The organism is Anaeromyxobacter oryzisoli (assembly GCF_022690765.1).
GTDB lineage: Bacteria > Myxococcota > Myxococcia > Myxococcales > Anaeromyxobacteraceae > Anaeromyxobacter > Anaeromyxobacter oryzisoli.
In genome coordinates this window covers 62,094-77,014 of record NZ_JALCZA010000010.1, presented here as the reverse complement: position 1 = coordinate 77,014, position 14,921 = coordinate 62,094, and the positions used below count along the sequence as shown (strand labels likewise).

Below are 14,921 nucleotides of genomic sequence, written 5' to 3'. Positions count from 1 at the left end.
CCCGGGGGGCGGATCAACCGATGGACGCGGCCGGCGACGAGCCCGTCCCCGCCGCCGGGCGGTCGCTCGGCCGGACCGGGATCTCGAGGACGAACTTCGAGCCGCTGAAGACCCGCGCCGTGCTCGACGGCTGGCTCCGCGGCGGGCTCTCGACCCACACCCGGCCACCGTGCGCCTCGGCGATCCGCCGGGCCACCGGCAGCCCGAGGCCGCTCCCCGGCGGACGCGCGTCCTCCCGCCCGCGCGAGGCGGCGTGGAAGAGCGGCTCGAAGAGCAGCTCCGCGTCGCCCGGCCGGATCCCTGGCCCCTGGTCGTAGACCGCGAACCGCAGCTTCCCGGGCTCGCGGACGACCTCGACCAGCACCTCGCCCCCGTGCGGCGAGAACTTCACCGCGTTCGAGACGAGGTTCCAGAGCGCCTGCCGGAGCTTCCGCGCGTCGGCGACGATCGGCCCGCCACCGCCCGGCGCGACCGCGACGTGGAGCCGGGCGTCCTGGATCGCGCCGCGCAGCTCGGACACCACACCCTCCGCGAGCCGGTCCGGATCCACCTCGCCCTCGAGGATGAAGGCCTTCGCCGCCTCGAGGCTCGCGAAGTCCGAGAGGTTGTCCACGATGCGCGTGAGCCGCGCCACCGACTGGGCCATCGCGTCCACGATCCGGCGCTGCTGGGGCGTGAGCGTCCCGAGCTTGTCCGACTGGAGGATGCGCAGGTAGCCGGCGAGCGGCGTCAGGGGCGTCGAGAGCTGGTGCGAGAGGTTGCGGACGAACGCGCTCTTGAGCTGGTCGGTGCGGGCGAGCCGGGCGTCCGCGCGCTGCCGCGCCGTGAGCGCCGACTCGAGCCGCGCGGCGAGGCTCCCGGAGAGCGTCTTCAGCGTCCGGCGCTCGCCCTCCTCCGGCAGGCGCTCCCGCTTCCCGGCGAGGTAGTCGCGGACCTCCTCCGGGAGGTGGCCGTCGTCCAGCGCCCGGAGCACGAACCCGTCCGCGCCGGCCGCGAGCGCGACGTCGTGCTCCTCCGGCGAGTCGCCGATCGCCACGATCGGCACGCCCTCGAGCACCTGCTCCCGCCGGAGCCGGGCCGCGAGCTCGTACCCCTCGAGATCGGGCAGGTGCACGTCGGCGACGATCAGATCCGGGGGGGCCGTGAGCGCGCGATCGATCCCTTCGAGGCCGGTCGCGCTCGTGTCGACGGCGTACCCCGCCGACTCGAGCAGCACCCGGGCGCGGGCCCGGAGCGCCTCGTCCCCTTCGATGCACAGCACCCGCGCCACGGCATCGCCTCTCCCAGAGACTATAAGCGCGGCGCTCGCCCGGCCCACCACCGCCGGAGCTCCGCGGCGAGCGCGTCGGGGGTGTTCGCGGAGGGATCGGCGAGCACCCGATCGAGCAGGTGGCGGAGCGCCTCGCCGACGTGCGGACCGGGCGCGCCCCCGAGGAGCGCGACGACGGCCCGCCCGTCCAGGGCCAGATCCTGCGTGGAGAGCGGGGGAGCCGAGGCGAGCTCGGCCCGGATCGCCGCGTGCAACCCCCTCACGGCGTGGGCCGCGCGGGCGCGGCGGGGCTTCGGGAGGGCCCGCGCCTCCGCCGCGGCGAGCGCGAGCTGCACCTCGGCCCGCGGGGGGCCGACCCGCGAGAGCCAGCGCCGGACCTCCTCGGGCGCGGCCGGGAGGGCGCCGCGCCGGCCGTTCGCGAGGCAGGCGTGCTCGCGGAGGAGCATGGCCACCTCGTCCGCGAGGCGGCGCGGGTACCGGAGCTCCACCAGCACCACCTGCGCGGCGTCGGCCCCGAGCGGGTGGAGGAGCGCCGCGAAGCGGAGGGCGCTCTCCGGGGCGACGCGGCGGAGGATGGCGCGGGCGTGCCGGAGGGCGACGGGGGCCAGCGCGGCGACCGTCGGGAGCGTGACGGCGAGGAGGCCGGTGGAGCGCAGGAGGTCGACGCCGCGATCCGCGTGCGGCGACACGACGAGCTTCTCGAGCTCCACGGCGAGCCGCTCCACCGCGACCTTGCGGGCCACGTGGAGCGTCGCCGGGATCGCCGCGCGGGTGCGGGGATCGAGGTCGTAGCCGAGCTGCGCCGCGAAGCGGACGGCGCGCATCGGCCGGAGCCCGTCCTCGCCGAACCGCTCCTCCGGCACGCCGACGGCGCGCACGCGCCGCCGGCGGATGTCGGCGCGCCCGCCGAAGGGATCGCGGAAGTCGATCGCCAGCGGGTCGAACGCCATCGCGTTCATGGTGAAGTCCCGCCGCGCCAGATCGGCGTCGAGATCGGTGTGGAACGTCACCGACGCCGGGCGGCGGCCGTCGAGGTACGCGCCCTCGCCGCGGAAGGTGGTGACCTCGATCTTCTCGTCGCGGATCAGGACCGTCACCGTCCCGTGGGCGATGCCGGTGGGGATCACGCGCGGGAAGAGCGCGATGACCTGCTGCGGGGTCGCCGGCGTCGCGACGTCGAAGTCGGCGGCGTCGCGGCGGCGGTGGAGGAGCAGGTCCCGGACCGCGCCGCCGACGAGCCAGGAGCGGTGCCCCGCGGCGCCCAGCCGGCGGAGGACCTCGAGGATGGGCTCCGGGAACGCCGCCCGGGCGAGCGCGGCCGGCGCGGACATGGCCGGCTAGTGCCGCTCCGCAGAAGTGATGCGCCAGTTCACGACGATTCTGCTCCGCGGCACTTCGCGGGGAAGGCTCCAGGGCTTGCAGGAAGCGGCAAGACCTGGGCCCTCCCCGCGGGGCCCTACCGGGGGAGGCGGGGCGCCGCCTCCCCCGAACCCCCACCCGCGTGGCGCGCGCATCATCGGTACACCTTCTCTCACGCGCGCCACTAGTGCCTCACGTCCTCGCCGCCGGCGCGATCGAGCAGGCGGAAGTACAGGCGGATGAGCGCGACGCGGGCGTCGCGCGGGAGCGCCTCGACGGTGGCGCGCGCCGTCGCGAGCGGTTCGCGGCAGATGACGAGGAGCGCCTCGCCGACGAGATCCGCCTCGTCCGCCGTCACCGGCTCGTCCGGCGTCGCGAAGGCCGCGCGAATCTCCTCGAAGTCGAAGAGCAGGTGGTGGCCGCGCAGCCCCTCCTCGACCAGGACGGAGAGCCGGCCAGGGGCGATCGTCGAGAGCTTCTGGATCATCCTCTCCCCTGCCCCCGCGTGTGCAGTGACGAAGTGGCCCCGGCGGGACTCGAACCCACGGCCTACGGTTTAGGAAACCGCCGCTCTATCCACCTGAGCTACGGGGCCAGGCTGCTGCAGCCCTTCCCTACCACGAGGCGCGGCCCGTGTGGGAAGGCGCGTGCGCCGCCCCCGGTCAGGCGAGCGCCCGACCGAGAGTAATTCATGCGAGCGCCCGACCGAGAGTAATTCATGAAGCGGGCGAGTGACCGCGCAGCGCCAGGGCAGGATCGGGCAGCCTGATCGAGCGGTTGAGGCGAGAGTCCCCGACGCACGCCCGGGAAGCAGGTCCGGACGGTGACCACGAGACCGTAGAGGCTTTCTCGGCGTGCGTGGGCCGCTCCGATGGCATGCGCGCGCCCTCGGCGTCTCCTGGGAGCGCCGTTCCGGCCTGCTTCGCGTCGCGGTGCAATCCGGCTAGCCGCATGCCTCGCCGCACGTCGCGGCGTGCAGGACCCGCATCAACCAGGTACCCGGCGGGAAGAGGACGTCGCGGGCGCCGGCTCTCCAGGACTCGAGCGCCTCACGGTACGAGGCGCCGAACTCCTTCAACCGCTGCAGCGCCTCGATCCGCTTCCACCTGTTCCTGCACGCGACGCGGGGATCGAGGCCACGCCGCGGCTCCGTGGGCGCGGGGTGCGCACGAGGCTTCTGCGCGAGGACGCGGGCCACGCCGAGAAAGGACCGGCCTCCCTTTTCGAGCTCCGACGCGGCACGGTCCTCGGCGTCGCGCAGCGCCTTGCGAAGGCGCGCGGCGAAGGTGGCGTCCGACTCGAAGCCGGCAGGCCTGCAAAGCCGAAGGCTCGCCGAGGCCGGCATCCGGCCCATCTTGCGGAAGAACTCCGTCGGCCGCTCCGCGACGATGGCCTCTCCGCCGATCAGGCCCGGATCGGACCAGAGCCCCGGCCACTCCTTACCGCGCCGAACCAGTCCAGCGGCGACGGGATTGGCGAGGACGTAGACCATCTTCTCGATGACCGCGTCGTCCGTCTCGAGCTTCACCGCGCTGTAGCTGTCGCGCTCCCAGAAGCCGTCCCACCGGCCCAGGGAGCAGTTCGTCGCCCGGGCGACGAGGCCGTCGAGGTAGCGGTGGAACTCGGGGAGTCGGGCGTGCGGGTCCGTCACGACCAGGTGGAAGTGGTTCGAGAGCACGCAGTACGCGTGCACCTGGATCCCATACCGGTTCGCCGCGACCGCGAGGACGTACCGGAAGATCGCGTCCGTGGCCTTCGAGGGCCGGAGGAAGAAGCGGCGCTCCGAGCAGCGGCGCGTGACGAGATAGGTGCTGCCCTCGATGATCTGACGCGGTGCGGTCATGTCCGACGTGCAGGGCAACCGACGTGCCGGCGAGGAATCGCTGAAAATTCAGGCCTTCGCCACCAGGCCGCCGTCCGCGCCGCGGACGATCGGTCCGGGAAAACTTCTCTCGGTCGGGGATGGGCTGGGCTCTCGGTCGGGGATGGGGGGATGGGCGCCGCCGATCGTGGCGCCCCAGCGCACCGGGCCCGCGTCGGAGGCGGCGCTGTACGATGCCGCGCGGAGGGCCGAACAGATGGCGATCCGAGCTCAGAAGTCGCAGAAGCCTGAACGGATGGCGCAGGATCTGGCGGAGTTGGGGCGCACGCTTCAGGACGCGGGACGCTCGCTCGTGAAGCTGGCGACCAAGACCGTCAGCGCCGCGGCGGATGACGCGATCGGCACGGCGGACGACGCGCTCGCCGTGGCGCGTGGGAGGCTGAAGAAGATCCGCACCCAGATCCGCAGGGCCAGGCCGCGCACCGCGTAGACGCCCTTCGAGGGCCCGCCGCGAGTTCGATCGCGCCCGTCGGCAGGTCGTCCAGCGACCCGCAGGACGAGGTCGGCCCGTGCCGACCTACCTCGACTTCCACAGTCCCAGCGCGGCGCCGGTCGGATCCACGATCACGCTGAACCATCCGGCCCCGGGCACCTCCGTGACGTCCTTCACGACCGTCCCGCCGAGGACCCTCGCCTTCTCGGTCGCGGCGCGGATGTCGTCCACCAGCACGTACGCGAGCCATGACGAGGGCGCTCCCGGCACGGGCTGCTTCAAGAGCCCGCCGCCCGTGCCCTCGCCGACCTGGATCATGGTGTAGGTGGCGCCGGGCCCCATCGGGACCTCCTCCAGCTTCCAGTCGAACAGCTTTCCATAGAACGCCTTGGCCTTGGCGACGTCGGTCGTGTTCAGCTCGACATGCACGAATGGGTTCGCCATCGGGGTCTCCTTCCGAGTTGCGTCTCTCCGTAGCGGGAGAGTTGGGCCGCAACACGGTCGGTCGGGAGCCCCGCCCCGTGGAGTTCCGCCCCATGGAGTTCCGCCCCGGGAGCAACGCCCTCCGGGCGGCCCCCGAAACTTCTCTCGGTCGGGCGGAAGGGCGGAAGGAGGGGCTCGCTGCGAGCGCCGACGCGCGCGAGGCCCGGGGCTACGCTGACCGACGACCGGCCGAGGCATCGACGGCCAGGAGGACGGGCAATGAATGTCGCTCGCAAGCCGCACCCGGTCTCCAGCGGCGCGTGCTGGCTCTTGGCCGCCGTCTGCGCGCTCGCGACGCTCGTCGTCCCCGCGACGGGGTTGGCCGCCGCTACGCCCTGCACCGCGGAGGCGGCGCAGGCGGCGGCTCCGCCCGGGATGACGATCGGGCGGATCGACGACCTCAACCCCGCCCTGCCCGCCGTGCCGACCGGCGCGAGAGCGATCGACGCGACGGGGCGAACGCCCTCCTACTGCCTGGTGACCGGGTCCGTGGTCACCAACCCGAGCACGGGGAAGACCGCCAACTTCGGCGTGGCCCTGCCCCTCACCTGGAGCGGCCGCTTCCTGTTCACCGGCTGCGGCGGGCTGTGCGGCTCGGTGTTCCAGAGCCGGCCGGACGATCCGCGCGGCGGCGGCTTCCCCGCCGACGCCCTCGCGAAGGGCTACGCGATCGCGGCCACCGACGACGGCCACGCCAACCGCCCGGTGACTCATCCCTTCGACGCGAGCTGGGCGATCACCTCGCCCGGGGTGCCGAACACCGACGCGCGCATCGACTACTTCCACCGCGCGGTGCACACGGTGACCGAAGCCAGCAAGCTGCTCGTGCAGCGCTGGTACTCGGGCGAGATCGCGCATTCGTACTTCTTCGGGTGCTCGAACGGCGGCCGCGAGGGCATGGTCGAGGCGACGCGCTACCCGACCGACTTCGACGGCTACGTCGTCGGCGATCCGTTCTTCGACGTCCCCGGTCAGATCCTGGCCGGCGGCGCCGCGCTCCCCGTGCTGAAGGCCGGCGCCTTCATCCCGCCGGCGCTGCTGGCGCTCGTGAACGACACCGTCCGCGCGAGCTGCGACGCCCTCGACGGCGTGGAGGACGGCCTGATCCAGAACCCCGGCCGGTGCTCCTTCGAGCCGCGGTCGCTGATCTGCAAGGGAGGCCGCCCGGGCCGCTGCCTGACGCAGGGCCAGGTGGACACCCTCACCGCCTGGCTCTCCGCCAAGAAGGACGAGCAGGGACGCGTGGCGAGCTTCGGGTTCTCGGTGAGCGACCTCTACGACGCGAGCGCGCCGGGCGCCAACCTCTACGCGTGGGTGGAGGGCGCGGGCCCGCCGCGCAAGCGGGCGGCGCCGGAGCCCTGGGGGAGGTCGCTCGCCGCGCAGCCGCCGGCGTGGTCGTCGTACGATCAGGCCTTCAAGTACCTCGTCTACCTCGACCCGAGCTTCGACAACAATCGAGTCCCGGCGGTGGATCACCGCGGGATCGTGAGCGACGACACCCTGGGGCGGCTCGTCGCGCAGACGGACGAGGCGTCCGGTGACGACCCGCGGGCGCTCGCGCCCTTCCTCGCGTCGAAGCGCAAGCTGATCATGTACCACGGGTACAGCGACGGCTTCGTCAACCCCTTCCGGACGATCCGCTTCTACGAGGACTGGGCGAAGCTGGTCGGCGGTTACGACGCCCTGAAGCGGAGCGCACGGCTGTTCATGGTGCCGGGCATGTACCACTGCGACGGGGGCCCGGGCCCGAACACCTTCGACGCGCTCGGCGCGCTGGAGCGCTGGGTCGAGGATGGGGTCGCCCCCGAGGGGATCGTCGCGACGAAGTACGCGCAGGACGACCGCTCGAAGCGAGCGCTGCGCACGATGCCGCTCTGCAGCTTCCCGACGCAGGCCCGCCACCCGGGGCGGGGCGACGTGAACAGCGCCGAGGCCTGGTCTTGCGCGCCGAACCGGGATCTGTTGCTGGTGGGCCCGAACGGCGCCGCCGCCGGGCTGGACGCGCCGATGCACTGACCGGAAGCGCCGCGCACGCACGGGTGTGGAACGGCTGCGAGGCCGCTCCGTCGGCGTGCGCGAGCCCTCGACGCCGCGCCGGCCTCGTCCCCGGCTGCACTGTGCAGGTCGCATCTCACCAGTCCTGCATCTGTTCGCGGGGCGCCACCTTCGAACAGGATCGCCAACTGTCCTGGGGAACGCGGCGCACCTGGCGGCCCCACGACGAGGATCCGGATCCGACGCCACTCCTCCTCGTCGAACCACGAGACGCATCCAGGTGACCGGCGCTCCAGGCCGGAGAGGAAGGCGCGTGCTGGCTCCTACGACAAAGCTGTACCACCGCGACCCGTTTCTCAGCGAATGCGACGGCGTGATCATCGACGTCGACGAGCACTCCGGGATCGCTTGCGACCAGACGGTGGCGTTCCCGGAGGGCGGTGGGCAGGACGGAGATCGCGGCACGATCCTGGTGCAGGCCGAGTCCGGGATCACGCAGATCCCCTTCGCGGACACTCGGAAGGGACTCGGCCGCGTGGTGTTCCTGAAGGACTTCCCGAACGTCCAGGTGGACACGCCCGTGTACCACGTCGTTCCCAAGGAGCTGCTGGGAGGGCTCGCGCCCGGCATGCGGGTGCGCATGCAAATCGACGTCGAGCGGCGCGCGAGGCTCACCGTGAACCACTCCGCCCTGCACCTCGTGCTGATGGGCATCGAGCGCGTCCGGCCAGGCTTCTCCCGCAGCATCTGCGGGTGTCACATCTCGACGGACTCCGCGCGGCTCGATTTCGTGGCCGACCAGCGCTTCTCGGCGTCCGAGCTCGAGTCGATCGCCGCCTTCGTCACCGAGATCGTCGAACGCGACGCCCCGATAGACGTCTTCCCCCACCCGGACGAGCCGGAGGCCTGGTACTGGCGCTGCCAGGACGTGACGATCCCGTGCGGTGGCACCCACGCGCTCTCGACCGGGTGGATCGGTCCGATCCGGATCAAGCGAAAGAGCACCGGGCGGCACGTCGAGCGGATCTACGTCGAGACGACCCACCCGGCGCTTCCCCTGGAGCTGTATCACGGGGCGGCGGGCCGCTGACCGCGCCACCCGCTCGCCATCGAGCGTCACGAGGCCCTCCGCGGCCCCCGACACCTCTCGGTATCCGGCTCGCGAACGCCGCGAGCGCGATCACCCGCCCGCGCGCCCCCCCGCGACCGGCTCCGGCACGTCCGGCGATGGCGCAGGCGCAACCGCAGCCCCAGCCGTGGGCGTGAACGTCGGCGCTGGCGTCAGCGTCGGCGCGGGCGTGAGCGTCGGCGCGGGCGTGAGCGTCGGCGCGGGCATCAGCGTCGGCGCGGGCGTGAACGTCGGCGCGGGCGTGAGCGTCGGCGCGGCGAGCACCCGGCTCAGCGCCCCCCGGTCGATCGGCTTCTCGAGGCGCGCGTTCGGCACGCGGGCGAGGAACTCCTCGGCACGAGCGGTGAAGGCGCCGCCGGTCATGAAGACCATCCGCGCCGCGAGGGCGGCGTCGAGCGCCTCGACACGCGCGTGCAGGTCCATGCCGCTCGTGCCGGGCATCATCAGGTCGCAGAGGACGACGTCCCATCGCTCGCCGGCCTCTATCCGCGCGAGCGCCGGCGCGGCGTCCGTCACGACGTCCACCATGTACCCCTCGCCGATCATGCGAGCCACCGCCCGCGCCACGAGCGGATCGTCGTCGAGGACCAGCACGCGTCGGCGCGGCGACGCGGGGAGCTCCACCCGGCGCACCTCGACGCGCGGCGCGCGCCGTGCGCCGCCGTGCCCGGCGGCCGGCAGCAGCACGCGGAACACGCTCCCCCGGCCGACCTCCGTCTCGACCCCGATCTCGCCGCCGAGCGCCTCCACGATGCCGTGGCAGATCGCGAGCCCGAGCCCGGTCCCCTCCCCGACCGGCTTCGTCGTGAAGAACGGGTCGAAGATCCGCGGCAGCACGTCCGGGGAGATCCCCTGGCCGGAGTCGCCCACCGCGATCACGACGCGGCCGTCGTCGGCCACCGAGGTGGTCACCGTGATCTCCGCCTCGGACGCCCGCCCCTCCGGGATCGCGTGCGCCGCGTTGACGAGCAGGTTCAGCACGACCTGCGCGAGCCGCGACTCGCAGGCGCGAACCCGCGGGACGTCGCCGAGGCGGCGCACGACGCGGGCGCGGGCGGAGGTCACGTTGGCGATCATCTTGAGGCACCGCTCGACCAGCGGGTTCACCTCGAGATCCACCGTGCGCTCGCCGTCCGTGCGCGAGAACGTCTTCAGGTCGCTCACGATGTGGCGCACCCGGTCCGCGCCGTCGAGGGCCTCCGAGAGCGCCTCCTCCGCCTCCTGGAGCGGCGCGCAGCCGGGCCGCGCGGTCCACTCCGCCTCCGTCGCCCTGAGCTGCTCGAGCGCGTACCCCACGTTGCTCAGGACGTACGTGAGCGGGTTGTTCACCTCGTGCGCGACGCCGGCCGCGAGCGTGCCCACCGTCGCCATCCGCTCGGCGACCCGGACCCGCGCCTGCATCTCCCGGCGCTCCGTGACGTCTCGCGAGATCCCGATCGCGCCGGCGATCCGCCCGTCGGGGGTCCACAGCAGGTTGAGGTGTGCCTCGGCGTGGACGATCTTCCCGTCCTTGCGGATGAGCTCCTGCTCGATGAGCGCGCCCCTGAAGGGCTGAGCGAACGGCGGCGCCGCGCGCGCTTCGCGCGCCAGCCGGTCGATGGTGTCCCGGTACGCGGGCGTGAAGAGCGCCGCGGGCGGGAGGGCGATCGCCTCCGCGGCGGGGTAGCCGAGGAGCGGCTCCACCGCCGGGCTCATGTACGTGATCCGCACCTCGGCGTCGACGATCCAGATGAGATCGGTGGCGCTCTCGGAGACCAGCCGGAACTTCGTCTCCTCCTCCGTGAGCGCCTCGACGGCCACCTCGCGGCGGTGCCACGAGCGGTAGACGAAGCCGGCGCCGAGGGCGGTGAGGACGGCGAAGAGCACGGCGAACGCGACGGCGAGGATCGCCTCTCCTTGCCACTCGTCGAGGTAGCCGTCGAGGCCGACCCCGACCAGGACGTACAGCGGGTACCGGGAGACCTTGCGAAAGGTGAACGTGCGCTCGACGCCGTCCACGGCGACCCCGACGTACGTCCCGTGCGTGCGGCCCTCCGCGACGAGCGCGCGGAGCTCGGGCGAGACCGTGCGGTCTCCGACGGCGGGGCGAGCTCCGACGGCGGGGCGAACTCCGTCGGCCTCCTGGCGGACGAGGAGGGCGAGGCGGTCGTTCCGGAGAACGACGACCCCGCGGCGGCCGACGTCGAACGTCGAGAACGTGCGGGCGATCACCGCGAGCGGGATCGTCGCGCAGGCCGCCCCGGCGAACGAGCCGTCCGGGTGCCGGAGGCGGCGCGCGACGATGATCTCCTGGACCCCGCTCACGCGCCCCACCACGGGGTCGGAGATCACCAGGCCCGCGCCGCGGGCGTCCCGCAGCCGGATGAAGTACGAGCGGTCGCCGACGTACACCCGCTTCCCCGGCGCGATGCCGTCGCCGTGCTCGATGTAGCCGTCGGCGCCCACCGCCCGGAGGGCGTCGATCTCGGGCAGCCGGCGCCGCTGGCTCGCGATGAACTCGTCGAACCGCGGGCCGTCCAGACGACCGGCGGCCGCGGCGCGCTCGTGCTCGTCCACCACCGTGAGCAGGCCGAGGTCGACCTTGTCCAGCATGCCCTCGAGGTACTGCTCGAGGGCGGCGCTGAGGCTCTGCGTGGTGACGACGGCGCGCTCGCGGTAGTGCGACCAGCTCCGGCTCAGCGCCACCCCCGCCATCGTGAAGGCGAGGAGATCGAGCGCGAGCACGCCCGCGACGAGCGCTCGTCGGACCGCCGTCCCCGACCACGTCGGAACCGAAGCCCTCACCCCCCGTTCACCTCCCGTCGCGATCTCGTGCGGGATCGCGCGCCCGCGAGCAGCGTACCGCAAATTCCGGATGCGAGCACCGGCCGCGCGACGGGCGCACCTCCACCTTCATCGTCACCGCCTCGACGGATCCACACTCACGGTCGGCACCCCGCCGCCGCGATCAAGGGACCGGCAGGAGCACCACGAACGTCGTCCCGTGGCCGGGCGAGCTCGCGACGCGGACCTCGCCGCCATGCGCATCCACCAGGCGTCGCACCGTGGCGAGGCCGATCCCGAACCCGCCGGGCGCGCGGGTCGCGCGATAGAACGGCTCGAACACGTGCGCGAGCGCCTCGGGCGAGATGCCGGGACCGCGGTCGCGCACCTCGAGGCGCACCGAGGCGTCCTCCCGCCGCGCCTCGACCTCCACCTCCGGCGCCCCGATCCCCGCGCCGTGCTTGAGCGCGTTCTCGACGAGGTTCCCGGCGATGGCGCGGAGCGCCCCCCGGCTGGCGGCGACGGCCAGCCCCGGCTCGGCGGTGATCCGCAGCGAGCCGCCCGCCGCCCGGGCGCCGGGCTCGAGCTCCTCGCGCAGGTCCTCGAGCACCGTCTCCAGCGACGCCGACGCGCCCTCCTCCGGGGCCGCCCCCGCGCGCGAGAACTCGAGGAGATCGTCGATGAGCTCCTGCAGCCGCTCGACGCTGCGGCGTCCCTTGTCGCAGGCCGGCTGGGCCTCCGGCGCGATCCGCCCGATGCTCGCGAAGGCGAGGAGCACCGTCTGGAGCGGCGTCCGGAGGTCGTGGGCGACCCGCGAGGCGAACGCCTCGAGCTCGTTCGCCCGCTCCTCGACGGTGACGGCCCATCGCTGGAGCGCGACGTGGGCGATCACGAACATCCCGAGGGCGGCGCCGATCCCGAGCACCGCGAGCAGCGCGGCGCCGAGCGTGAACTTCCGGAGCGCGGTCCCGATCTGCGCCGCCGCGCGGGTCGCCTGGCGCGCCTTGATGTCCTCGAGCCGCTCGATCGCCCGGTCCGCCTCCTCGGCCTCGATGAGGAAGGACACGATCGCGTCGTCCTCCTGCGGCGAGCGGCGCAGCTGCTCGAGCGCGCCCTCCGCCGCGCGGATCACCACCGGGAGGCGCTCGTCCGCGATGGCCGCCCAGAGCGAGGCCTCCGGCTGCCCGGCCAGCAGCGGATCGATCTCGCCCCGGAGCTCCCGGATCGAGCCGAGCGCCCACGACACCCGGCTCCCGGCCGCGGCGGTGCGCTGCGACTGCCAGGCGGTGCGGGCGTGCGCGATCGCGATCGAGGCGCGCATCTCGGAGAGCCGACCGCGCATCGCCGCCAGGAGCTCCACCGACCGGGCCTGGTTGCCGGAGAGGTTCTGGGCGCGCCGCACCTCGGGGAGGAGCGACAGCGCCAGGATGACGTTCACCGCGCCGAGCGCGGCGGCGACCGCCGCGAAGGCGAGGCCCATCCAGAGCCGCAGCGACCGCTGGCTCGGTGCACGCGCCACCATCCCCCCGATCTCCGCGCCGGAGTGTACGCGCCGGAGCGTCGACGCGGGCGCACCGGACGGGAACCCCCCGGCCATGCTCGCGCGCGAGGGCTGCGCCGCCGCGCACGGCGCCGCCCGGCCGCCCGCCATCCCGCTCGCGCGAGCGCGCCGGCGCGGACTCCTCGCCCTTTACACCGCGGGCCCGGCCGGTGCATGGATTGCGCGGTGAACAACCTGCCGCTCCCGCCCACGCGGGCCCTGCGCGCGCTCAACCCCTTCGCGGGCGACGCGCCGGTGGATCTCAGGATCGTCGGGCGCACCCTGCTCCAGGCCACCCTGGTCGGGCTCATCGCGGGCCTCCTCGGGGCCGCCTTCTTCTCGGGCCTCGAGGTGGCGCAGCACCTCCTGCTCGAGCGGCTCGCGGGCTTCGGGGTGCTCCGCGCGCAGGGCGAGGCGGTGATCCGCGGGGAGGCGCCCGCCGCGCTGCGCCCGTGGCTGCTCGCGCTCCTCCCAGCGCTCGGCGGGCTCGCGAGCGGCGTCCTGACCACCTGGCTCGCGCCGGAGGCGAGCGGCGGCGGCGGCGACGCCGCCGTCGAGGCGTACCACCACGGCGGGCTGGTGCGGGCCCGCGTGGTGCCGGTGAAGGGGCTCGCGGCGATCCTCGCGCTCTCCACCGGAGGCTCGGGCGGGCGCGAGGGGCCGACGATGCAGATCGGCGCCGGCATCGGCGCCGCCGTGGCCCGGCTTCTGCCGGCGAGCCGGGCCGAGCGCCGCATCATGCTCGTCGCCGGGATCGCCGCCGGGATCGCGGCGGTGTTCCGCACCCCGCTCGGCGCGGCGCTCCTCGCGACGGAGATGCTCTACCGCGACGACTTCGAGGCCGAGGCGCTGATCCCCTCGATCTTCGCCAGCGTGGTCGCCTACTCCGTGGTCATCACGCTCTTCGGCGAGACCACCGTCTTCGGCGGGGTCCCGCGGTTCCCCTTTCGCCCCGCCCAGCTGCCGCTGTACGCGCTGCTCGCCCTCGCCATCGCCCTCGCGGGCGCAGCCTTCGTCCGCCTGCTCCGTGGGGTCCAGCGGGTGGCGCGGCGGCTCCCGGTCCCGGTCTGGGCGCGCCCCGCGCTGGGCGGGCTCTCGATGGGCCTCCTCGGCACCGCGCTCCTCCTCTGGATGCGGGCGCGCCACGGGACGGACGCCGCGGGCTTCGGCGTGTTCGGCGGCGGCTACGGTGTGCTGCAGACCGCGATGAGCGGCGCCACCTGGCTCGCCCCCGGCTGGACCGCGGTGGGCGTCCTCGTCCTCGTGGCCGCCGCGAAGGCGGTCGCCTCGGCGCTCACCATCGGCTCCGGCGCCGCCGCGGGCGACTTCGCCCCGTCGCTCGTGATCGGCGGGCTCCTCGGGGCCGCCTTCGGCCACGCCGCGCGCGCGGCGCTCGGGGATCCAGGCATCGATCCCGCCGCCTTCGCCCTGGTCGGCATGGGGACGTTCTACGGCGGCCTCGCCCACGCGCCGCTCTCCGCGCTCGTGCTGGTGGCGGAGCTGGCCGGGAGCTACGACCTGCTCGTGCCGATGATGCTCGCCATCGGCATCGCCTACGTCGGCCTCCGCCGGACGACCCTCTACCCCGCCCAGCCGCCCGTCCGGTCGGCCTCGCCGGCGCACCGCGAGGCGGCGGACGGGGAGCTCCTCGGGGCGCTCGCCGCCCGCGGCGTGCCGGAGCTGCTCGTCCCGCCCGAGCTCGCGCCGGTGGACGAGCGCGCGCCCCTCTCGAGCGTCGCCCTGGCGGCGCGATCGGCGGTCCGGCAGCGCGTGGTGGTGGTGCGGGGCGCGGCTGGGTGGCGCGGCCTGCTCGAGCTCTCCGCGGTGGCGGAGGTGCCCCCCGCCGACCGCGGGTGGCTCCGGGCCCGCGACGCCGCCGTGCCCTTCGTCGCGGTGGACGCGGAGGCGAGCTGGGCCGACGTGGCGGCCGCCCTCGAGGCGCGCGGCGTCTCGCAGATCCCGGTGACGCGCGAAGGCGCGGTGATCGGCTGGATCGGCGATCTCGAGCTCCGGCACGCCCTCGTCGAGTCGGCGCGCCCGGTCGAGAGCCCGCGGAGCTGACCCGCC

General features: G+C 74.2%; 11 protein-coding genes and 1 tRNA gene. 4 read left to right on the top strand and 8 right to left on the bottom strand.

Annotated features, from left to right (window positions below; genetic code table 11):
- Positions 1-13 precede the first annotated feature (13 nt).
- The 5 genes from MNZ27_RS05645 to MNZ27_RS05625 all read right to left on the bottom strand — a co-directional run bounded on the left by MNZ27_RS05645 (position 14) and on the right by MNZ27_RS05625 (position 4,472).
- Positions 14-1,270: an ATP-binding response regulator gene (locus MNZ27_RS05645; protein ID WP_242393063.1), complete on the bottom strand. Its 1,257-nt coding sequence runs from the start codon at positions 1,268-1,270 to the stop codon at positions 14-16.
- A gap of 20 nt (positions 1,271-1,290) precedes the next feature.
- Positions 1,291-2,601: a CCA tRNA nucleotidyltransferase gene (locus tag MNZ27_RS05640; RefSeq protein WP_242393062.1), complete on the bottom strand. Its 1,311-nt coding sequence runs from the start codon at positions 2,599-2,601 to the stop codon at positions 1,291-1,293.
- A gap of 212 nt (positions 2,602-2,813) precedes the next feature.
- The gene (locus tag MNZ27_RS05635) at positions 2,814-3,116 is read right to left on the bottom strand and encodes a hypothetical protein (RefSeq protein WP_242393061.1); all 303 of its coding nucleotides are present in this window, start codon (positions 3,114-3,116) and stop codon (positions 2,814-2,816) included.
- A gap of 34 nt (positions 3,117-3,150) precedes the next feature.
- Positions 3,151-3,224, bottom strand: a tRNA-Arg gene (locus MNZ27_RS05630).
- A 348-nt stretch (positions 3,225-3,572) separates the two neighbouring features.
- Positions 3,573-4,472, bottom strand: coding sequence for a transposase (locus MNZ27_RS05625; protein ID WP_242393060.1), 900 nt, complete (start codon positions 4,470-4,472; stop codon positions 3,573-3,575).
- Here MNZ27_RS05625 and MNZ27_RS05620 point away from each other — a divergent pair.
- Positions 4,471-4,941 carry a hypothetical protein gene (locus MNZ27_RS05620; protein WP_242393059.1) on the top strand — a complete coding sequence of 157 codons (471 nt, stop codon included), beginning with the start codon at positions 4,471-4,473 and terminating at the stop codon, positions 4,939-4,941. The genes MNZ27_RS05625 and MNZ27_RS05620 overlap by 2 nt on opposite strands.
- An 87-nt stretch (positions 4,942-5,028) precedes the next feature.
- Here MNZ27_RS05620 and MNZ27_RS05615 read toward each other — a convergent pair whose 3' ends face one another.
- On the bottom strand, positions 5,029-5,388 hold the full coding sequence (locus tag MNZ27_RS05615) for a VOC family protein (RefSeq protein WP_242393058.1): 360 nt from the start codon (positions 5,386-5,388) through the stop codon (positions 5,029-5,031).
- A gap of 258 nt (positions 5,389-5,646) precedes the next feature.
- Here MNZ27_RS05615 and MNZ27_RS05610 point away from each other — a divergent pair, with 258 nt between their 5' ends.
- Together MNZ27_RS05610 and MNZ27_RS05605 are read left to right on the top strand one after the other, a co-directional pair.
- Positions 5,647-7,443 carry a tannase/feruloyl esterase family alpha/beta hydrolase gene (locus MNZ27_RS05610; protein WP_242393057.1) on the top strand — a complete coding sequence of 599 codons (1,797 nt, stop codon included), beginning with the start codon at positions 5,647-5,649 and terminating at the stop codon, positions 7,441-7,443.
- 352 nt (positions 7,444-7,795) lie between these two features.
- Complete coding sequence (locus tag MNZ27_RS05605) at positions 7,796-8,512, top strand: alanyl-tRNA editing protein (protein ID WP_242393056.1); 717 nt, start codon at positions 7,796-7,798, stop codon at positions 8,510-8,512.
- A gap of 90 nt (positions 8,513-8,602) precedes the next feature.
- Here MNZ27_RS05605 and MNZ27_RS05600 read toward each other — a convergent pair whose 3' ends face one another.
- Both MNZ27_RS05600 and MNZ27_RS05595 read right to left on the bottom strand, forming a co-directional pair.
- On the bottom strand, positions 8,603-11,335 hold the full coding sequence (locus tag MNZ27_RS05600) for an ATP-binding protein (protein WP_242393055.1): 2,733 nt from the start codon (positions 11,333-11,335) through the stop codon (positions 8,603-8,605).
- Between the two features lie 163 nt (positions 11,336-11,498).
- Positions 11,499-12,836 carry a sensor histidine kinase gene (locus tag MNZ27_RS05595; protein WP_242393054.1) on the bottom strand — a complete coding sequence of 446 codons (1,338 nt, stop codon included), beginning with the start codon at positions 12,834-12,836 and terminating at the stop codon, positions 11,499-11,501.
- A 192-nt stretch (positions 12,837-13,028) separates the two neighbouring features.
- Between MNZ27_RS05595 and MNZ27_RS05590 the strand changes: the two genes are divergently transcribed.
- Positions 13,029-14,915, top strand: coding sequence for a chloride channel protein (locus MNZ27_RS05590; protein ID WP_242393053.1), 1,887 nt, complete (start codon positions 13,029-13,031; stop codon positions 14,913-14,915).
- The last annotated feature ends 6 nt before the right edge of the window (positions 14,916-14,921 follow it).